This is a genomic window from Xanthomonas hortorum, assembly GCF_024339125.1.
GTDB lineage: Bacteria > Pseudomonadota > Gammaproteobacteria > Xanthomonadales > Xanthomonadaceae > Xanthomonas > Xanthomonas hortorum.
The window spans coordinates 4,172,515-4,191,861 of sequence record NZ_CP101417.1 but is presented as its reverse complement, the minus strand read 5'-3'; the positions used below and the strand labels follow the sequence as shown (position 1 = coordinate 4,191,861).

The following is a 19,347-nucleotide window of genomic DNA, read 5'->3' as shown; positions in this document are numbered from 1 at the left end:
CGCAGAGGTGCGCGCTGTCAGACCTGTCGCGTGGACATCGCGTCCGGCGGTTGCAGGCGCCAGCGCACTGTGGCGCGCCCGATCACTCCTCTTGGCGTCTACGCCAAATAAGGCTACAATAGCGTCCGTTCCAAGGCAGGGACAGCGAAAAACCTGTTGCAACACAATAGGTTGGACGCATGCAACTAGCGTGCAGTTGCTGTCTTGAGACGAACAGGCCCCGTTTGCGGGGCCTTGTTGTTGCATAGCAAGTGTTGTGGAATGCGATGTTCGGCCTGGTGGTAGAGTGGTTATGCAGCGGACTGCAAATCCGCGTACGCCGGTTCAATTCCGGCCCAGGCCTCCACATCGCACGCTGTTCTAGTCGCATCTAAGTGCCGGTTCGCAAGCGGGTGGCTCCGCAAGAAACAGCGAGCTGGTGGTGTGAAAGGGCTAGCGTAATGATGTGACAAGCTGTACAATTTCGCTCCACGCGGGAATAGCTCAGTTGGTAGAGCGCAACCTTGCCAAGGTTGAGGTCGCGAGTTCGAGTCTCGTTTCCCGCTCCAAATATTGATCTACAGACTTCCACTGGCATCTGTAGGTCGTTGAAAAGAGGAGCTTCGGCTCCTTTTTTCATTCCGGCAAACGCCACGGACATCCACCAACAGCCAGCGTTTTTGAGGCCAAAATTGAGGCCAAAGAATGTGGGTGGTGCCGGTTCCGGGTTGTTGCTGGGGTTGGATCGGGATGACCAGCAGCATTGAGCCTAAGTCTCATGACTTAGGAGTTTAATGATGGCACTCTCTGATCTGACCGTGCGGCAAGCCAAGGCCGCCGAGAAAACCTACAGCATCCCTGACACTGACGGCCTCGGCCTTGTAGTCGCCCCCACCGGCGGCAAATCGTGGCATCTGCGCTACTACTGGCTCGGCAAGCAAAAGCGCATCTCTTTGGGCAACTACCCCGAGGTCGGCCTGCGCGAAGCACGCACCTTGCGTGATGAAGCCCGAGCGCTCGTGGCGAAGGGCATCAATCCCCATGCTGACCGCAAACAGAAGCGACGCGCTATCAAGCTAGCCTCGGACTACACGTTCAAGGCCGTCTTCGATGCCTGGGTCGAGCATCGCGCGAAGGAACTCAAAGAAGGCAGAAACAGCACGCTGTCGCAGATCCAGAGAATCTTCGGAAAGGACGTGCTGCCCAGCCTTGAGAGGATGTCGATCTACGACATTCGCCGACCTCAACTCCTGGGCGTCTTGGCGAGGATCGAGCGGCGCAAGGCTTTCACCACTGCCGAGAAGGTCCGCACTTGGCTGAGCCAGTTGTTCCGCTACGCCCTGGTCATTGTCGAGGGCATGGAGGCCAATCCGGCCACAGACCTCGACGTGGTGGCCGAGCCCAAGCCGCCGGTGAGCCACAACCCCTACCTGCGTCTGCCCGAACTGCCCGACTTCCTCCAGAAGCTCAGGCTCTACAACCCGCGTGGCTGGCAAACGCAACTCGGCATTCGACTGCTGTTCCTGACCGGGGTGCGCACCGGCGAACTGCGACTGGCTACACCGGACCAGTTCGACCTCGACCGCGGTCTGTGGATTATTCCGCCGCAGATCGTCAAGCAGCTTCAGGACGAGATGCGCAAGGCCGGCAAGCGCCCGCATGACATACCGCCTTACATCGTGCCTCTGTCTGTCCAGGCGGTCGAGATCGTGCGCTACCTCCTGGGCGTAATGCGGCCTGCCCAGACGCATCTGCTGGCGCACCGCAGCGAACTCAAGAAGCGCATCAGTGAGAACACCCTCAACGCTGCCTTGAAACGAATGGGCTACGACGCCCAACTGACCGGCCATGGCATTCGGGGAACGATTTCTACGGCGCTCAACGAGATCGGCTATCCCAAGATTTGGGTGGACGCGCAGCTTTCGCACTCCGATCCGAACAAGGTGAGTTCGGCCTACAACCACGCCAAGTATGTCGAGCCGCGCCGCCGGATGATGCAGGATTGGGCCGACCGTCTTGACCTGCTCGAACAGGGCAAAGTGGAAGCTGCCAGTACACATCTAACCATCCATATCGAAGGGGTGCCAGCGATGGCGGAAGGGCCGGCGGCCATCGCCGATGTTTCTGCTAAAGCCGCCGTGTCGCCCACGCCGATCATTGTGATGCCAAGTACTGAGGGAACCACCTTCCAGCGGCTGTCGCAGGTGCCTCCGCCCCCCACTCGGACGCCGGAACCGGAAGCATCCGCAATCCAGCGCGAGCGCAAGGAAATGCTGGCCATGTACGAGTCGCCTAGCTGCCTGCCGGTGCCGCTGTTCGGCAAGCTGGCCGGTAAGTCTAAGGACCAGATCAATCGCGAACTGAAGGCAGGCAAGCTACTGTCCATCGGCCTGGGTAATCGAGGGCAGCGTGTTCCCGATTGGCAACTGGTGCCACTCAAGCACAAGCTGACCCAGGTCCTCATGAATCAGTGCCAAGGAGCGGACTCGTGGGACCTGTTCCGAATGCTGACCCGACCGCACACGGATCTTGGTGATCGCGCAGCGATTGATGTAGTCACGCCGACCAACGTGGTCGCGATCGTTCGGACCATCATGGGCGACCAGTCTTTCGAAAAGGTGCGAACGCTGCAAAGCAGTGAATCAGTAGGGGAGCCCGCACAGCAGCAACCTCTTCACCAGATTTCGGACCAAGAAGCGCGGGAGCGGCCGAGTTCGCCTTCGCTGTAACCTCTTTGCCGAGAGCAGCGATGCACGACAACGCCATAAACGGTCTATCAAATCACGCTCCTTTCTTCACCAAGAGCGGTTGTTTTCCGTGGACATCGCTACCCGTGACGCTCGCTCGACAAGCCTTTTAACTGCAGGTGATAGAGCATTTGCCGATCGAAAAAGACAGGTGTAAACCCATTGAGGAGTGCCGAGGATCTGACGCATGACGATACCTCGATTGCGGGCCCTGACTATGTAGCTCTGCGGCGCAATACCGATGCCATAGCCAGCCGCAACGAGTACCGTCAGAAGATCGAAGGATGTGACTGCAATGCGGCATAGATGAGCGCTTCCATCATCCGTTTCTGCCTCCGTATCAAGCCCTTCAACACAAGGATCCGGATGCCAACAAATCAGGGGGTAACTGAGTGATACCTGTAATGAAATAGCATGCTGTGCCAGCAGTGGGGACCGAGCGGGCAAAGCGATGGCTAATCGGTCGCGCCACAGTGGCAGGACGGCCAGGGCAAGGGTGGATACCGGCCAACCGATGCCTAGATCGTAGGTTCCTCCGAGGATGCTAGTCGTGAGCACGTCCTGGGTGACCTCTTGCAGTAGCACAGGTGTTTCAGGCTCTTCTGTTCGCTGAAGCGCAAGGAGATCAGCCAACTCTGGGGACAGCACTGCTGGAGCGACGGCAACTCTGATGAATTGCGAGCAACAATTCTGGTTCATGGTCTGCCCCTCCGGAGTATGTAAGGAAAAAGTCACCAAACATCATGCATAGATTTAAGTTTAACGTGGTTTAGTTAAGCTTATTGCGTAACGCTTTTGCCGATGCAGAAGCGCACAATGAAACCAGGACGCCCAGTGGGCGCCACCACCTATGAAGCCGAGCCGGCGATAGCTTTCGGCAAGGCAGAACGCGCCGCACGTGTTGCGCGTCAGATATCGCAAGAAGAGCTTGCTACTCGCGCCGGCATTGAGCGCTCTCACATGGGAAAGATCGAGCGGGGGCAACACATGCCTACACTAGCGTTGATTTTGCGGGTATCCATCGCATTGAACGACAGTGCAGCCAACCTAATGACTGCTGCTGAAAGCATTCTGTACGCTGACTCAGAAGGGTGAAGTGTTCGATTTGATTGCGACGATTATCTAATTTCTATCTTTCAAACGTGTTGTGAAGCGATCCACAGAGATTGAAGGCGCAGCACTGGCAGCTTTCAGCATGTACGTCGTAATCACCGCTGATTGATTTGCCAATGGACGGATGACGATATCAGAATGCTTGCACGGTTCCAGCTTCGCGCCAGATGCGAGGCCAATCCCGTAACCAGCCGCAACGAGAGCTAGCATAACGTCGAGCGAAGCTGCGCGCTCGATGACGTTCGGTTTCTCATCCAAGCCTCGCAACAGCTTGGTAAAGGCCTTATCGTAGCCCTCATAGGCTTGGTGGTTCCACATGATCAATGGGGCGCGGAGAAGTTCTTCGATAGGCACTTCTTTGAAGGCGAGTAGCGGATGACGGGCTGGTATCACTGCAACCATTCGTGCATGCCAAATGGGTTCAGCAACAATGCCATCGCCAACCTCTTCTGTGTGTGTGAACCCAATGGTGAAGTCTCCCGACCTTAGTCCATGGAGGAGCTCAGAGAGCGTGACTTCTGTGAGACGAATTTCAACATCAGGCTCCTCCTCGCGACAACGTGCAAGGAGGTCAGACAATCTGGAATCGATCGCTCCGTGAGATACTGCAATCCGCATACTTACCCGGAAGCCCGCGGAAACCGCCTTCACATTTTCTCGGGCTTGATCCAAAGTGGTAAATAAACGGCGTACGTCCAGAAGAAATGCTTTGCCGGCATCGGTCAGCCGCGTTCCTCTTCGATCACGGTTGAACAGTAAAGCGCCCAAGTCGTCTTCCAGTTCCTTGATAGTCCTGGATAAAGGAGATTGTTCGATATGGAGGCGTTCAGCTGCTCTTGTGAAGTGCAGTTCCTCGGCCAAAACCACAAAGCAGCGCAGATGTCGCAGCTCCATCCGCAAGACTCCTTAACAGTCACAATCATCTGTGCCAACAGCAGAGGGCAAGGTTGGTTCGGTTGCTGGCTCGTATAATCGCGTAGGTTGGCGATGAATTTCCTGACGCAATTCATGATATGTCGACGAGATGCGCATCAACTCAAGATAGGATATCTAGTATAAATACCATTGAAATGCTGGCGCTGAGCAATCAAACAAGTCGACATGCAAACTGCGCATCTCTCAATGTCTTCTAAACCCACTCACTTCGGAAGCTGAACTGCTTGATTAACATAGAGGGCTTGACTCAGGCTGCCCATAGCACATCCGTACTATTGAACCCAGCAAATCAGGTGGCTATTCTTTCGAATCATCTTCACGACTGGCGCATCTGGACCATAGCGATACCACGCTGCAAAATATAGAATTACAAGAATCGTGATCAAGAAACTGATCATCAGCCAGTCTTCGATTTTCTTCAGCCATTCAGATGAAAATGAGGAAAAAGTTTTTCCCTCGGCAAGAGTCATCTCTTCAGGTAACTCATACAGTGCAGCAAGTTCTTCGTTTCGTGGCGCCATGGTCACACCGCATAAAGTGAGCAATAGTGCATAATTCAACCAGTTGGGGAATTGCCTAGGAGGAAGGCCTCAAAGGATTTCGACCTCGCTCTCCTGAAGCCAGCCAGCAGCAACAACGTTTCGCTTGGCGAGTGCAGGCTGGGGTGTGTATACGACAATCGCCAGGCTCTTTTCAGCCCGACTACATGTCACGTAAAGCAGCCTACGAGTACGTGCTAGTGCGTTGTCCTTGCCGTCACGCTCGTTGTCCCGGTCAGTCTTTGTTGGTTCTTTTACACCCAGCAATTTGTCGTAGCTGAATAAGAAGCCGCCTGCCTCCTCATCGTTGATGACGACCATGACTCGTGGAAACTCCAGCCCCTTTACCCCTTGATGTGTACCGTAGGGTGAAAGGCCATCCGCATAACTCGCAAAGGCTGCAAGCTCCGAAAATGGACGCTCAAGGAATAGCTGGTAGGCGTAGTTGGTCATCGCGTTCGTATCTTCAGGATCTGGAGCCTCACTAGGGGCTCCCAGCACCATAGCCCCAACCAGATTATCAGGCACATCAAGCAGTTGGGTTTGCAACAGAAGCGTTGCGACCTCGCTCAGTGTTGGATCGTTTTTTTCGAAAAGAGAGAGCAGGGCATGCGTCGCGTCCTCTACACGTTGCATGTGGGCCGATTGATCCCCTGTTGATTGCATTGCATCCTTGCTGAGCAACGGAGAGCGAGAGCGTACGGCTTCAAGCACAAGGAAGTGATCGTCCTTTGCGGTAAGAATGGGAAGAACGCCTTCGCTGAAAACGCGAAGTGCGGGCAATGTTCCATCCAGCAAGCCTGTTTGAAGGTGCTCAACCCCGTATAGGGGCGTGAACAGCTTTTCGAACCCCATCCGCCGTCCAGCCATCTTATGTTCGAGGATCAAGGTTTTTCGGCCCGCAGAACCGGTAGCCCATTCGCCGTCGTCAGTGATTGCAGCCATCGACTGAGCGATGCCTTCCTCAAGATTTGGTGCCTGTTCTTGGCTTTGACTAATGCAGTACATGCGCACCACACCTTCAATGGCATCGGGCTTGGGGGTCTGCTGATGAGTGTCTGCAGTGCTTCGAATCACGTTGATAAGGTCTACAACCCTACGAGGACAGCGGCGATTAACGACCTTTTCAGGTTTCAACCAGTCATCCGGTATCGCTTTGTCAAGGCGCGTTACTCCATGGCCGTAAATCTGTTGCATGGTGTCGCCGAGTAGCCCCAAGCAGAAGCGAGTCTTCGCCAATTGCTGGACCTTCAGAAAAGCCTCCATTACTGGAGCGTGGGTGTCCTGACTTTCGTCGATCAATACGACTGGGTAGCGGTCTACTAGAACATCCAGCAAAGGGCGTTCAGGAACGAATGCTGCAGTTAACTTGATGATCTTATCGTGATTGAGTGCTTGCCGCTCTCTGTTGTCGCCAATGGGGCTGTAGATAAACTTCGTAATCTCGTCGAGATTCTCAAGTCTGCGTCTCTTGCTTTGTAGCTTCCGTCTGTTTGCTCGAGATGTTTTATTGTCGCCTCTCGAACGTGCTAGCTCGCCCTCGATCTTCTCAATGTCCTGGGGAAGTTTGATCCTTAGCCATTCTCTGATCTCATTGTCGAATCCTTGGATTAGGCGCCAGGCGAACGCGTGAATGGTTGAGACTTCCACGAGTGGATCAAACTCTAGCCTCCGAAGAATCTCATCACAGGCTGAGTTTGTGTAGGTGATCACCGCAATGCGTCTGCCCTCGAATGTCAGGCGTTCTCGCTCGCGACCTTTGAGTTCGCGGATAGCTTCGACGAGTGAGTGGGTTTTTCCTGAGCCAGCACCTGCGTATAGAAAAAAACTCTTCGGGTCTGCCAGATTCAGGCAAGCCTGCATAGTGTCGTCGGCATCTGCGATAACTGCCTCGCTCATGGCGTCACCTCCGCGCACTCGGGTGGAATTACCAGCAGCTCTATTTGCTTGCTTCGCAATTTCGACTCAAGCCAGTTGAGGCCTTCACTGATGTATTCAGGGATTTCAAGGTTGGGGAAGTTCTTGTCGCCCAAAACGAGCAACACAAACTCTGCTTTCTTTCCTTCGCGTAATTCGTTGAAAAAACCTTCTCCGACGGCTTCCGATGTTTGCGCTTCATTCAAAACTTTTACGAAGGCCTTCATCATACCAGTGCCGTTTGTTTTTTCCGCAAAGTGACCGGCGTTGCTAAGCACAAAGCTGTCTTCAAAGGTATTTGGTAGGGTTTGTATTGCTTTACCAGTAGCGGGCAGGTGGGTGGAAATAGGAGTTTGATAGGCGATGCGCACCGAGTACAGGTCGTCGATCTGGTGCTCTTTTTGATTCGCTGGCAGCTCAAGCAGCTCATCCACTGTACTGCCCAGATGCATCAGTTTCATCCAGCTCCGCAATGTCGGATTGTTCGTAATCTGATCTGCGTTTCTTTGCACCGGTTTTGCCGCTTTATTCAACCCTGCATCGAGGTCTGTAATAACCAGAGTGAGGATGCCAAGCGCGTCAATTAAAGGCCTTAGTCGGTGTGCGTGACTGCCACCGATATCAAGGGTTGTGATGTAGCAGCGGTCAAGGAATGGAAACTTATTCCGCAAGAAATGCGGCAGCATCATTCGCTCTGCTGAGCCCTCTACCAAGATGGCGGCGTCGGCGAAGAATATGTCTGCGTGCTGTGCCCGTAGGTACCTGGTTACGAACTCCTTCGTCTTTGTTCCATCGCCGAACACGTTAGAGAGGTTAGACACCGTCGACACCGGTACGCCGATGCCATACATCCCTGCTGGGAGTCGCCTGAAATACCTAAGATTCTGGTACTCCACTTCATGAGTTACATGGCTGGAGTGCGTACTCACCAAAAGCTGAGTCTTCAGATTTGGGTAGCGTTCAAGCAAAGCGTCTCGGCATAGAACTTGGTAGGCGTGCCGTACGAACACTTGCTGCACTTGAACATGAAGGTGGGCTTCAGGCTCTTCAATGAGCACGAGGTGGATGGGCTCGACGCGGTCTATTACCTCCGCGCTGGCGGCCCTGGTTTTTCTTAGCCACTCATCCCTAAAACCCATCAGCCGGAAAATCATGGATATCAGGTTTTGATATCCCAACCCGTTAGCGGTCTCAGGTAAATGAAGAGGAGGGGCTCCCGGGGCGCCCTGAATTGAATCCAACTCAAAAAGGACGGCAGCTTCATGGTTCATGCCGTCGGTTGCTGCTAGGCGACTTGCGACTTTGATGCGTGGGTCATTGCGGCCAGGGTAGCCCAATCCCTCGACCTCTTTAATAGCAGATTCGAAGCTGCTACTTAGCCTGGTATCGAATGCCGACTGGGCTGCTTCTATCGCCCGCAACGCTTCGAGATCTGAGATATCTGGGCTGTCACCTGGATCTAGGTGTCGGGAGTAATAGGATCTGAGTTGTTCCGAGAGTTTTCGGGCACCGCTGGGTCTAGTGTTATCGCCTTGATTGTCGTCCGAATGGTCGCCGAATCCCCGCTGTGCATTGATCTCGTGTACTCGAATTAATCCACTGAGGGGATTGCTTTCCAGAGGCAGGGAGGTAGGACTCAATTGCTGCATTTGAGCCATTCGAGTCGACTTGTGAGGCTTCTTAAGTTGTTGCGGATCTAGGCGATACCAACGAACCTTGAATTTATCTCCCAGCCTACGGTTCAAGTAATCATGGAGGCTCTGTGGCCATAGCGTCAGCGGGCTACCAAGCGGCTCCTCCTTCCCTAAAGCATCCTCAAGCTCTGCAACCCTCGCGCGCTCCTTGCGATAGTCCGTGTACAGCATATTCATATCATCTGGTTCAAGCAGGAAACGCATTCCCACAAGCCCCCCGCGCCACGCAAAGCTGGGAATGAGATCGCGGATGAAGTGGAACTCTCCTTGATCTGCCGACACCCAGATATCCAGACTAGGGAAGCTCTGAACAACTCTTCTATGATTTTCCGATCAACATCCGAAGCAATCTCCGTCACGCGCAAGTGCTTGATTTTCAGCGTTGGCGACCTTGGCGATCAAGCGAAATCCCAAGTTCTCTCGCAGCGCTGCGAGTTGTTCAGACCTTTCCTAGGGAGCCAGTCGGCCCAGTCCTTGGCTGTAGGAATTTCAAAGTTTGCTGGTGGGTTCTCCCACTCCTTACCAATCTCGTCAAGCTTTGCGAAATGACAAAGAGTCAGATCCTGGAGCCGAAAAGCAGATCCCTTCGAAACCAAAAATCTCCGGAGTGCCAGCATGGCAGATGATTTGCCGCTGTTGTTTGCACCTACAAGCAGCGTGGTCTCATTAGCGAAGTCAATTCGCACAGAAAGCAGCTTTCGGAAGTTAGATATCTCTACGTGCTGAATGCGCATGGATCGTCCTTGAAAGCCTGAAGAGTGTCAGTTTGCTATCAATATAGCTAGCTGCCTATAACAATCAAAGAGAGACCTGATTAGCCCTGACCTTCAGCCGCTAGTCGCAGGATCTGCGCGGGGCTTTGTGGATGCTGCTGTTGCCCTTGCCACTCTAAAGTATACGGATGAAGCCTCGTAATCCTTATCCGACCGACATTTCCGAAGACGAATGGGCCTTTGCTGCGCCGTATTTGACACTAATGGATGCGCAGGCGCCACAGCGTAAGTAAGCGTTAGACGCGATGTTCAACGCACTGCGCTGGATCGCACTGGCCGGCGCACCATAGTGATTGCTTCCCAACGATTTCCACCTTGGGAGGCGGTGTATCAGCAACCCCAAAGTTGGCTGCAGAGTTCACTTTCCTGCGGGCGAACATACAAAGGTTGCGTGTTCACTTCCCACTGGCCGATGCGTAGGAACCCAATCGCACAGAAAGGCAATGCGCGATCCACATCGCGAACAGGAGCGTGGTGGTATTCCCGCAAAGTCTCAGAAGCATGTTTCTGAGTCAGCGGGCGATGCCCGTCAAGGTCTATAGCCCCACTTCGCGATGATGGCTTCCAAGATGGCTTGATTCGGTGCAGTCGCGCCTGGACATGTCGTCAGATATACCCGGCGTGCCGCCGCCGTGGCCGGCGGGTTGAAGGCCGGGCTCCATACCTGGATGGCGTGGAAGGTTGCGATCGGCGCTGCACATTCAGGAGACGGAGTGCCGAAGCCGGACATGCTGGACATGCAAAGAAAGACCGAGCAAGGATCAGGCGCCTGGGCGCGAGCTGGGGCGCTCAGGCCAAGGCCTAAAGCCGCAGCCAGTGCGAAAGTGGCGGCAGTGGTGCGTGGCTTCATGACAAGTACCTCCCTGGTAGTGGTTGAAATGACGTGCTCGCTTAGATGTGGTGATGATGGCACGCTTTTACTTTGGCTGGGACGCCGTGCCTGGCGGCAGCGCTCTTTCCCAGCGTGACAGGGTGCCGAAGAACACGGCTCATCGCGTGACCAAGCCGAATTGCATTCCAGGGCTCCCGCCAACTCCACGCTCCCCGCCACGGCCTCTGTCCATCTGATCAAGCCGAGGGGGCAAGGACGTCCATAGTTTTTGCAGCAGGCTCTCTACATACCTGACGCGCATCTGTGGCGTACCCGTTTCACTGGGCTGTAGGGGCATGTACCGGTCTTGGTCACCCACACCGTTACGGCTCCCGCTCAGGTATGCTCTGGCGTCGTCAAAACTCAAGGTATTCCCATGGAAGGGCTGAAAAGTGTGACGCAGGGCCTGTTAACCGCTACGGCCTACTGTCTGGCGTTTCAACTGTCTTGGCACTGCTCACTGGATCAGTGGTACCTGCCAGCTGGCCTTCGGATCGCAGCGTTGCTGCTCGCCCCTTCTCGCTTGCTACCCTGGATACTGATGGGCGATGTCGCGGCATTGCTGATGATTCGGGTTCCTGCGATCAGCAGTGTCGGTGTCAATCCTACCTGGGCCTACGCAAGCCCCTGGATCCTGGTCCCGGCCATTGCCCTGGTCCCTATTGCTATTCGGGCAAGGTGTGGGGCAGTACATCGCGCAGGAGCGTCACTGATCCCGATGCTTCTGGTCACGGCAGTCTGGGGCGCGCTCTGCACTCTGGGGACTAACATCATGCTCGATGGACCTTCGTCGGCAATCAGCGGCGTCAAGTTCGCCCGTTTCGCTGTAGGTGACTACCTCGGAATGTTGATGGTGGTCCTGCCGGTGCTTCTATGGATGCGCCGCCACGACGAAGAGACGCCCAGCCGCCTGACGCCTCATTGCGCACTGGCGGTTCTGGCGACTGCATTGATCTTTGCATTAGCAACACTACCGCAAAGCAATGTTGCACGGTTGGGCTTAATGTCGTTGCTGATCGTTCCTGCCGTTCTACTCACCTGGCTGCATGGCTGGCGGGGCGCGGCCATCGGCGTTGTGCTGGCGAATACTGCTCTGGCATTTTCACTGCGAAATACGGGTGTGCTGGGGGCCTATGACTCAATAGGCTTTGTTGTGCAGGTGATGCTCGCAACAACGGCTACGGGACTATTCGTGCTGGGCGCGCGTATCTCCAGCACCCTTGCCGAAGCGCGCCTGCGTCTGCGGGGCGAGCAACAAGCGTTGGATACGGCAAAACTGAGCTACCTTTGGGCTGAGCGGGAATTGCGCGAGCACGTGATCGAGTACGTCGACATTGAGGTACAGATGAACCGACTACGCCGCGACATCGAAAGTCATCTCAAGTCACGCGGACAACATGAAGCCGCCATGCGGATGATTCGCACGGGCTCTATCCAATCGAAGATGCTGCACGAGTACATCAATGCTTTGTACCCGCTGGAGATCGAGACGCATGGGCTCTATCACGTTTTCCGTTCGCCAGGCTTCGCCAGTTCCAGTCACACAGAAATCCACCCAGTCATGCTTCGCGGCAATCCCATGCAATTGTCTGTTGGGCTGCAGCTTGCCGTCTACAGATGCACCCAGCAGGCGATTGCCTGTCTGCCTCCAGCAAGGCGTCATACCATCAAGGCCAGGGTCGGGAAGCTGCGCGGGCTGCAGGGCATCGCTATATCAATTTACGGGGATAAGCCACAGAGCAAGCCTGCCAGTCGGACCGCTCTTGAGAACACAGCAGAGTTGTCCAGCAGGGTGCGCTCGTATGGTGGCACCTGCCGGCGCCACCATACGGGCAAGATCAGCTTCTTTGTTTCCGAACCAACAGGGACACGATCAATTTTTAGGTACGATGAGCCAGCTGTTACCACGCGCGAGTGTCTGTAGCAGCACCGTCATACCGTCTCCTTCATATACGACTGTTCCGCTCGGAAGTGAACCAGCCGCCAGGATCTTGGTGCGGTCTGCATCGATACCAACCGGCATGACCCAACGGGTACCGTCGATCCACCCGATTGCAGTTCGGACATCGCCACTAGGGCCATTGACTTGCAGATAGCGGATTCCGTCTCGCTCGAACGTATACACGTGCAAGGTGCTGACAGCCGAGAGATCAGTAGCAGAGGGACGACTGGCCCCCAGCCCTGTTGTCGCAGCAGCAGCAGGGCTATGACCGACATCCGGACAGCATGCCGCCGCACTGTATGACAGTGCCAGTCCTAGCAGTCCCACAGCTACTTTTGCCGTACGTTGGAAGTTACGCATCACATGTCCTTTCCCCTCGAAGAGGGAGTGCTCGCCTGCGGTCCAGGCAGCTGCGACGGTACGCGATCCAGAGCTTTCCTCGGTTGACAAATATCGTGCGGACTCGACCGGGCACGCCATTGCAGAGGGTGAGGAATTGCCGTTCCCTGATGTCAGATTTTTCCTACCCAGGCAACCTTGTCCCTTGAGGTGGCGGCCGCTAGACGATGAGAGGACGGTCTGGAGGGGAGCAGGTAGTGGCAATCTGCCTTGACCTATGCCAGAGTTCGACCCAACCTGCCTCAATAGCACATAAGGATAATGGCCCTAGCAGGCGCTCATCTCCGCACCCCCGGCGGCGTCTTTCTCGTCGCTGTGCCTGTGTCTGAACAAAAATTCTCTCGCTTCATGATTGCGTTACGGGCTTGACTCCCCACCACCTGCCTGGGCTGCCTATCGCCTTCCGGGCTGTGCCCTCTATATCCCTCGTTTTGCTATCCCCGCCATCCATCTGCACCCAACAAGACCGACGAGTCCCGCCATGAATGACCGCTCACGCCGCTCACGCCTTTCATTTTCACGTCTCGCCGCAGGCTTGTTGCTTGCGGCCGGTCTTAGTGCTGGGCCCGCGAATGCAGTGGGTTTGGGTGTGCTCGTCAATGATCAAACGTCGCTGGCGAAGGCCTTGCAGGAGTACGGAGAGCAGGCTAAGCGATGGACCGAGACTCTCAAGCAGTATCAGCAGCAGCTGGATCACTATCAGCAGCAGCTCATCAAGATTCCGCGGTTGGATCTAGGGACGTCCAGCATGGCTGACAACTTTGCCGAACGTCCAGAAGACTATGGCCTGGAAGACGACTGTCCGGGTGCCCCAAAGACTGGCCTCGCAGGGGTGCTCCAGCAATTCAAGTCTCTCGCCCCCAACATGAACGGAAATATGGTGGAGGAGCAAATGAAGGTCTGCACACGCATGGTGCTGGCAAAAAATGCCAAATACAACGAGTCGGTACGCATGCTCAAGCGCCTTATAGAACGCAACAACAAGTTTAAAGCGATTGAGGCGCAGCGCGACCTAGGTGGCACCAGCCAGGGAGCGCTTGCTGCCAACGATAACGAAGTTCAGCGTTTCGTAGCACAAAACGCCATGGACCTGGACTACTGGAATGCCCAGATGACGGCATATGACAGCTATATCGTCGGGCTCAAGGAAGATCAGTCGCGATTGGCCAGAAAAGCTTTGGATGGTGACCAAAATAGCTGGCTCAAACCGCTGGGACAGCTCGTGCAGGCCGCAACGCTGAAAGCCGCGTTATCCAATTGATCGCTACACCACGACAGACAGGCAGAAGGTAATGGACGCAATTCTCCACGGAGCGATGAACTGGTTGCAGCCTTTGGCGGATATCGGCCTCGGTGAGTTCGTTTTCTTCAAACTGGTCAACGACTACTTCAGCAACGAGATTCAAGAGTTCGGCTTGGAGTTGATGAGCCGCGCTATGAGGTGGGTCAGTACGATGGCTTTGACAGTGACCACTCTGTGGGTACTGATTCTGGGCTATCGCATCGCAACCGGGCAGTCGCGTGAAAGTGCAATGGCGACAATGATCAAGGCCGGTAAGGTCGCGATCATCATCAGCCTTGCTTCGGCTGTCGGGGTCAATGGCGCAATGCTGCACCAGACCATGACCCAAAACCTGGACAAGGAGATCCACGGCCTGTTCACGGGTGATAAGGACAGCACCGCCTCCGATGCGATCGACGAAAATCTTGCCTACACGCAGGTAGCCCTCACCGCGTTGGATGCGGTGCGCGTCGACGCCACCGATCCGGAGGCACTGGAGAAGAAAGGCCGCGCTATCTTGATGGCGGGCTTCGGCACCGCCAGCCCGCCGATGGCAGCTGGGGCGATGCTGCTGTTGTTCAAGTTCACCATGGCCTTCTTGATCGGGATCGGGCCAATTTTCATCTTGGCTCTGATCTTCGATCAGACCAAGGACCTGTTCAAGAAGTGGTTGTTCTACGTGATCGGCACGCTGTTCTCGATGGCAATGCTGTCGGTGGTCACGGCGATGGTGCTGAAATTCACGGCAAAAGTGGCTGCGGCCTACTGGGCTGCCCGACTCATCACATTGGGCAATGCAGAAGGACTATCTAGCCAAGCCCTACAACAGGGCGGTATCGGACTGGTCATGACCTTGTTGATCATAAGCGTTCCAACATTGGCGGCTGCAATTTGGCAGGGTAATATGGGAACGTTCATGGCATATTCAGCATTTGATCGTGGCGGCTCAGCAAGTCCTGGACCACAGGGGCAACCGGCCGGGTCCTATATGCCGCAGCAGATTGGAAGAGACAATAACAGACCTTCTAGCGAACTCAGCGGCGGGAACGTTGGCAACGGCAATCTAACGCGAAATCCAGATCAAGGCATAACCTCACAGCCATCTGGGTCACGTGGCTTAGCTGGTCCTAAAGATAGTAGCTTCAGTTAAGAAATATAGGTTTACTCGCGATGAGAATTTTTTTCTATGTGTGCGTTTTATCTTTAGTTTTCTCGGTGACTGCCAGAGCAGAGCAAGGCTGCCCACCTGGCCAGTATCCCATCGGAGGTCAGGGAGTAGCAGCATGCGCGCCCATCCCGCAAGGAAATGCTCAGCAGCCGGCGGAACCTCGCCCTCTTGGCAAGTGGATTAAAACATGGGGTGCTGTTGCAATGGGATCACTGGACTTGGAGCGGAATTTCGGGGTGACTACCGGAAAGCTTTCAAAAACGGAAGCGGAGAGTGATGCACTCGCTCGCTGCGCAAAGCACGGCGAAAAAGATTGTAAAATCGGCTTATCTTATCGAAATCAATGTATTGCCATTGGGGAACCACAGATTAATGGTAAACCCAACTTGGTAGGAAATGTACAATTCTTTGCAGATCAAACAATTGAAAAGGCATCTGCATCCGCACAGACAGCTTGCGAGCGCAGAAATCCGGAAAATCAGTGCAAAGTAATTTATAGCGCATGCTCGGAACCAATATTTAAATATCATTGAGACGCACCAACCCATACTGTTTCAATGTAGCGTCGGCACAGATCTTTGCGCGGGTCTGCCCCATCGCGCACAGGCATGGCACGCCCCAGGGTACTTCAGGTTCTACGAAGTAGGTAACTCGCACGTCATAGGAGCGATGCAGTGGATAGAGCGCTCTTCCCTCATGAGGCACGTTGGTATCGGTCTGCCGAGAGCCTTCGAAATCTGATGATCGTTGTTGTCTTGATGCTCGCCCTTACCATCACCCTGATCGCATTGGCCTATCGCACGACGTTTAATGTCCTGCTCGGGCTTGCGCACTATGTGGCCATTGTCGGTGCAATGCTGCACGTTGCCGTTGTCCTGCTGCTGACAGTGCGGATTGCACATGCTGCAATCGTCTGTAAAAACCTGTGCAGCCAAGGCAAACACACTGCGGGGGCGGCACTTGAGAAAGTTACAGCCCAGGCAGAAAAAGACTGTACCTCTGTAAATAATATTTAGTGCAGATTTATTTATTCCAACTGCTCGGATCCAATCTTTGAAAAGTTCTGATACATGCCTGAATGCACTGCCAGGTTCATCATCAAGCGAAGCTTAGATACGCAAGAGCCGCGTGGCCAATAAGACTTCCAACTGGTATCCCTAAAAGTTCATCCCGTGCCCCTGATCACGTTCGCCGTTAGTTAAATAGAGCTCGTAGGAGCGATGTAATGTATAGCGTATTTCCCTCCCCAAATGCACATTGGTACCGGTCACCCAAGGGCGTTCAGTGCATGTGGACTATCCTGCTGATGTCAACCTTACTGACCGCAAGCTTGGTTGTTCTGGCCTATCGAACTTCGCTCATAGTCCTGCTGGACCTTGCACAGTATGCGGCCACCATCTGTGCTGTATTGCACTTCGCTGTAGTGTCGATGCTGCTGAGTCTCATTGCAGGTGCTCTGAAAGTTTGGAAAAAGCTGCAAGCAAACGGGAAAAATACCTGTGAATTGAAACAGCTGCGTCGGGGCATCGTTAATGCAACTGCCATGACGGGTTTGATGTTTCTGCTAGCAGTGGGAGCGGCGTGTGTCCCCGTAGTGATGAAGATAATCAGACAAATCCCAGAGTTTGGGGTGGTGTTCGCTCTTATGATCATTGCCTTGCTGATACATGGCATCAACATCAACCGTGCCTGTCGGCGACTTACCGACTCAGTGACGGCCGCAAAGCATGCTGCCCATCGCACGATGGCGGCATGAACGGATATCTGAGAGTCAAGATTGTCGGCGGGTTTTTCCTATTTTTCCTGGCAGGATGCAATCCCATGAATGCTGCCTCTGAAAGACATGACAGCGGTGAGACCATGGCTGACGGCGACCCGATCTACCAGAAAAACCCGCATCCGACGCAAGCGTATCGGATCACAATGACAATCGAGGATGCGCCGGGTCCGTTTGAGTGGGTGACGGGGACTGCGTTCTACGAAATGACCAACCACAAGCAATGCACGCCAATCGAGCCGATTGCAGGTGTCTGGAGCAAATCTAAAGAAGATGGAATCCCCATCCATTTTAAGAAAATAAACGAATCTACATATGTGGCGACGATCTACGCAGATGGAATGGTGGATTCGGACTACTACGGCAAGGGCGTCTGCCGATGGGAGCTAACTAGCGCAGATGTTTCGTTAAGAGCTACCGGCAAGCATGAAGAAACACGATTTCAGCCAGGGATTTATAAAGATAAATTGCTTAGTGGCGAGCCGGTGGTGACATATTTCTGGTCTGGTGGATATCCGAAAGATGAAATGGATAACTATCCCGACTCTGGCCATTCGGACCCCACTCAGTTCAAGGAAAGTTTGCGCAACCAGTTGTTCAAAGTGACCCTGCTTTCCACTAAGGAAACGCCATGACTCTGACTGCGCAACAATATGCTGCTTTGGCGAGCGATGTTTATGACGAGCCACGCGAAACTGGTGAAAATAGTCGAACGGTAGATATCGGTGGTGCTCCATACAAGCGGCTTGAATACGTTGATAGGCCTTCTGGCTATCAGGGCATGATCTACAGGAGGGTCGACACAGGCGAACTTGTTGTAGCCCATCGCGGCACCGAGTTTGAGCGGCAACTCCAGCAGGATGGTGTGTCCGCGGATGGCGGGATGGTTGCAGCACGTCACAACAACCAGTCAGACGATGCAATTGAATTGACCCGCCATGCAATGGAGACAGCTGAGCGACTAGGCAAGCGTGACGGGCACAAACCCGACGTCTTTGTCACCGGCCATTCCCTCGGTGGCAACCTGGCCCAGGTCACCGCCCACCACTTCGGGCTCAGGGGCGAGACCTTCAACGCCTACGGCGCGGTCAGCCTGGATCGGCGGATTCCAGAAGGCGGCACCGACGTGATCAACCACGTGATGGCCGGCGATGCCGTCAGCGCTGCCAGCAAGCACTATGGCCAGGTGAAGGTGTATGCCACACCACATGAGGTTGCCACCCTGGAACAGGCTGGTTACGCCAATACCGCCAGTGTGCTGGATGCGCGCAATCCGTTTGTTGCCATCCCCCTGGGCGATTCGCACCGCATCCACAACTTCCTCCCAGTGGACGGCAACGGCAATCCAGATCGCTCGGTATTGGAAGACCCTAAAGCGCAGCAGTTGGCGCAAAAGTACTCACCGATGATCGACAAGTACCGCGACGACATAGCGTCGATGCGCCTCGGTGCCACGCTCGGTACACGTAGCATGCAGGCAATGACCATGGCCGATGGCATCGATCAGTTGCGCGGCACGCTCGCACCCGGCGCAGGGCGCGCGGACATGGCAGCGGCACGCTGGGAGGAGGTACAGCAGCGCATGCAGAGCGAGCATGCGCCGACATATGTCCCGCTAGGCTGGAAGATGCCTTTGGGCCCATCTGGCGGCGAAGTGGGTGCTCCGGCAGCACCGCGTGGTCGGTTCGACGAGCCTGCATCTGCATCGGTTCCCAACGATCCGCTTTACCAAGCCATCCACAGCAAACTCCCCGCCGGCACCTCTCCAGCCGAAGCGATGCACGCCACTGTCGAGGCCAAACGCGTGGGTATCCTGCGTGTCGATCAGTTGCAAAGCGTGACCTCGCATCAGGACGCGGTTTGGATCGTTGGCCAGACACCGGGCTTCCGGGTCAAGGTGGATCTGTCCGAGACCGTGCCTCCACTGCAGGAAAGCATCCGCCAGTCACAGGCCTTGGATGCTCAGCGGTCCCAGCCGGACATCGCTCAGCAGTCGCCGATGCGGGCGCTGTAAAGATCATTTAATAGAGCGCTATCACGTCAGTCGTAATGAAACAGGGTAGCCGCGTGTTCGCCGTTTTCGGCTTCAAGCTCATCAGATTGGGTAACCACCATCACTTTATCAGTAGCGTTACTGCAGATATGGACGAGACTGACGTTTGTGTGTTAATGAAACCGATGTACTTCAGATGAATTAATTTATATTTGGG

At 54.7% G+C, this 19,347-nt stretch carries 16 protein-coding genes, 2 tRNA genes and 1 pseudogene; 13 read left to right on the top strand and 6 right to left on the bottom strand.

Features of this window, described 5'->3' with window-relative positions; all coding sequences use genetic code 11:
• The first annotated feature begins 272 nt into the window (after positions 1-272).
• From NMB96_RS18010 to NMB96_RS18000, 3 genes are all read left to right on the top strand, one after another.
• Positions 273-346, top strand: a tRNA-Cys gene (locus tag NMB96_RS18010).
• 126 nt (positions 347-472) lie between these two features.
• Positions 473-548: transfer RNA gene (locus tag NMB96_RS18005), tRNA-Gly, on the top strand.
• Between the two features lie 225 nt (positions 549-773).
• Entirely contained in the window at positions 774-2,708 is a 1,935-nt protein-coding gene (locus NMB96_RS18000) for a tyrosine-type recombinase/integrase (RefSeq protein ID WP_168952379.1), read from the top strand.
• A 66-nt stretch (positions 2,709-2,774) separates the two neighbouring features.
• Here the strand turns inward: NMB96_RS18000 and NMB96_RS17995 are convergent, their stop codons facing one another.
• Positions 2,775-3,425 carry a LysR substrate-binding domain-containing protein gene (locus tag NMB96_RS17995; RefSeq protein WP_080683261.1) on the bottom strand — a complete coding sequence of 217 codons (651 nt, stop codon included), beginning with the start codon at positions 3,423-3,425 and terminating at the stop codon, positions 2,775-2,777.
• A 102-nt stretch (positions 3,426-3,527) separates the two neighbouring features.
• Between NMB96_RS17995 and NMB96_RS17990 the strand changes: the two genes are divergently transcribed.
• On the top strand, positions 3,528-3,821 hold the full coding sequence (locus NMB96_RS17990; protein WP_033482809.1) for a helix-turn-helix domain-containing protein: 294 nt from the start codon (positions 3,528-3,530) through the stop codon (positions 3,819-3,821).
• A gap of 27 nt (positions 3,822-3,848) precedes the next feature.
• On the opposite strand, the gene NMB96_RS17985 is transcribed toward NMB96_RS17990, so the two are convergent.
• The 5 genes from NMB96_RS17985 to NMB96_RS17965 form a co-directional block, all read right to left on the bottom strand.
• Complete coding sequence (locus NMB96_RS17985) at positions 3,849-4,733, bottom strand: LysR family transcriptional regulator (protein ID WP_057417721.1); 885 nt, start codon at positions 4,731-4,733, stop codon at positions 3,849-3,851.
• 314 nt (positions 4,734-5,047) lie between these two features.
• Positions 5,048-5,296, bottom strand: coding sequence for a hypothetical protein (locus tag NMB96_RS17980; RefSeq protein ID WP_233362323.1), 249 nt, complete (start codon positions 5,294-5,296; stop codon positions 5,048-5,050).
• Positions 5,297-5,365: 69 nt separating this feature from the next.
• A complete protein-coding gene (locus tag NMB96_RS17975) occupies positions 5,366-7,213 on the bottom strand; it encodes a UvrD-helicase domain-containing protein (protein ID WP_168952378.1) in 1,848 nt (615 codons plus the stop codon).
• The gene (locus tag NMB96_RS17970) at positions 7,210-9,207 is read right to left on the bottom strand and encodes an ATP-dependent nuclease (RefSeq protein ID WP_255085359.1); all 1,998 of its coding nucleotides are present in this window, start codon (positions 9,205-9,207) and stop codon (positions 7,210-7,212) included. Before NMB96_RS17970 ends, NMB96_RS17975 begins: the two co-directional genes overlap by 4 nt.
• 116 nt (positions 9,208-9,323) lie before the next feature.
• On the bottom strand, positions 9,324-9,659 hold the full coding sequence (locus NMB96_RS17965; protein ID WP_255085358.1) for an AAA family ATPase: 336 nt from the start codon (positions 9,657-9,659) through the stop codon (positions 9,324-9,326).
• Positions 9,660-9,826: 167 nt separating this feature from the next.
• Between NMB96_RS17965 and NMB96_RS17960 the strand changes: the two are divergent.
• The 9 genes and pseudogenes from NMB96_RS17960 to NMB96_RS17920 form a co-directional block, all read left to right on the top strand.
• Positions 9,827-10,047 (top strand): annotated as a pseudogene (locus tag NMB96_RS17960) (transposase); the annotation flags it as partial.
• Between the two features lie 898 nt (positions 10,048-10,945).
• Positions 10,946-12,493: an MASE1 domain-containing protein gene (locus tag NMB96_RS17955; RefSeq protein WP_180313559.1), complete on the top strand. Its 1,548-nt coding sequence runs from the start codon at positions 10,946-10,948 to the stop codon at positions 12,491-12,493.
• A gap of 1,030 nt (positions 12,494-13,523) precedes the next feature.
• Positions 13,524-14,171 carry a hypothetical protein gene (locus NMB96_RS17950; protein ID WP_042774121.1) on the top strand — a complete coding sequence of 216 codons (648 nt, stop codon included), beginning with the start codon at positions 13,524-13,526 and terminating at the stop codon, positions 14,169-14,171.
• A gap of 31 nt (positions 14,172-14,202) precedes the next feature.
• The gene (locus NMB96_RS17945) at positions 14,203-15,342 is read left to right on the top strand and encodes a TrbL/VirB6 family protein (RefSeq protein WP_046833649.1); all 1,140 of its coding nucleotides are present in this window, start codon (positions 14,203-14,205) and stop codon (positions 15,340-15,342) included.
• Positions 15,343-15,362: 20 nt separating this feature from the next.
• Positions 15,363-15,893, top strand: coding sequence for a DUF4189 domain-containing protein (locus tag NMB96_RS17940; protein ID WP_180334232.1), 531 nt, complete (start codon positions 15,363-15,365; stop codon positions 15,891-15,893).
• 207 nt (positions 15,894-16,100) lie between these two features.
• A complete protein-coding gene (locus NMB96_RS17935) occupies positions 16,101-16,376 on the top strand; it encodes a hypothetical protein (protein ID WP_180334230.1) in 276 nt (91 codons plus the stop codon).
• Between the two features lie 209 nt (positions 16,377-16,585).
• Positions 16,586-17,116, top strand: coding sequence for a hypothetical protein (locus NMB96_RS17930; RefSeq protein ID WP_046833648.1), 531 nt, complete (start codon positions 16,586-16,588; stop codon positions 17,114-17,116).
• On the top strand, positions 17,113-17,772 hold the full coding sequence (locus NMB96_RS17925) for a hypothetical protein (RefSeq protein WP_046833647.1): 660 nt from the start codon (positions 17,113-17,115) through the stop codon (positions 17,770-17,772). The genes NMB96_RS17930 and NMB96_RS17925 overlap by 4 nt, the downstream gene beginning before the upstream one ends.
• Positions 17,769-19,151, top strand: coding sequence for a Tle-like phospholipase domain-containing protein (locus NMB96_RS17920; protein ID WP_180313557.1), 1,383 nt, complete (start codon positions 17,769-17,771; stop codon positions 19,149-19,151). The genes NMB96_RS17925 and NMB96_RS17920 overlap by 4 nt, the downstream gene beginning before the upstream one ends.
• Positions 19,152-19,347: the final 196 nt, after the last annotated feature.

Coding starts and splice junctions, on each gene's coding strand:
- NMB96_RS18000 (WP_168952379.1), top strand. CDS start 774: ATGATGGCACTCTCTGATCTGACCGTGCGGCAAGCCAAGGCCGCCGAG.
- NMB96_RS17995 (WP_080683261.1), bottom strand. CDS start 3,425: ATGAACCAGAATTGTTGCTCGCAATTCATCAGAGTTGCCGTCGCTCCA.
- NMB96_RS17990 (WP_033482809.1), top strand. CDS start 3,528: ATGCAGAAGCGCACAATGAAACCAGGACGCCCAGTGGGCGCCACCACC.
- NMB96_RS17985 (WP_057417721.1), bottom strand. CDS start 4,733: ATGGAGCTGCGACATCTGCGCTGCTTTGTGGTTTTGGCCGAGGAACTG.
- NMB96_RS17980 (WP_233362323.1), bottom strand. CDS start 5,296: ATGGCGCCACGAAACGAAGAACTTGCTGCACTGTATGAGTTACCTGAA.
- NMB96_RS17975 (WP_168952378.1), bottom strand. CDS start 7,213: ATGAGCGAGGCAGTTATCGCAGATGCCGACGACACTATGCAGGCTTGC.
- NMB96_RS17965 (WP_255085358.1), bottom strand. CDS start 9,659: ATGCGCATTCAGCACGTAGAGATATCTAACTTCCGAAAGCTGCTTTCT.
- NMB96_RS17955 (WP_180313559.1), top strand. CDS start 10,946: ATGGAAGGGCTGAAAAGTGTGACGCAGGGCCTGTTAACCGCTACGGCC.
- NMB96_RS17945 (WP_046833649.1), top strand. CDS start 14,203: ATGGACGCAATTCTCCACGGAGCGATGAACTGGTTGCAGCCTTTGGCG.
- NMB96_RS17940 (WP_180334232.1), top strand. CDS start 15,363: ATGAGAATTTTTTTCTATGTGTGCGTTTTATCTTTAGTTTTCTCGGTG.
- NMB96_RS17935 (WP_180334230.1), top strand. CDS start 16,101: ATGATCGTTGTTGTCTTGATGCTCGCCCTTACCATCACCCTGATCGCA.
- NMB96_RS17930 (WP_046833648.1), top strand. CDS start 16,586: ATGTATAGCGTATTTCCCTCCCCAAATGCACATTGGTACCGGTCACCC.
- NMB96_RS17925 (WP_046833647.1), top strand. CDS start 17,113: ATGAACGGATATCTGAGAGTCAAGATTGTCGGCGGGTTTTTCCTATTT.
- NMB96_RS17920 (WP_180313557.1), top strand. CDS start 17,769: ATGACTCTGACTGCGCAACAATATGCTGCTTTGGCGAGCGATGTTTAT.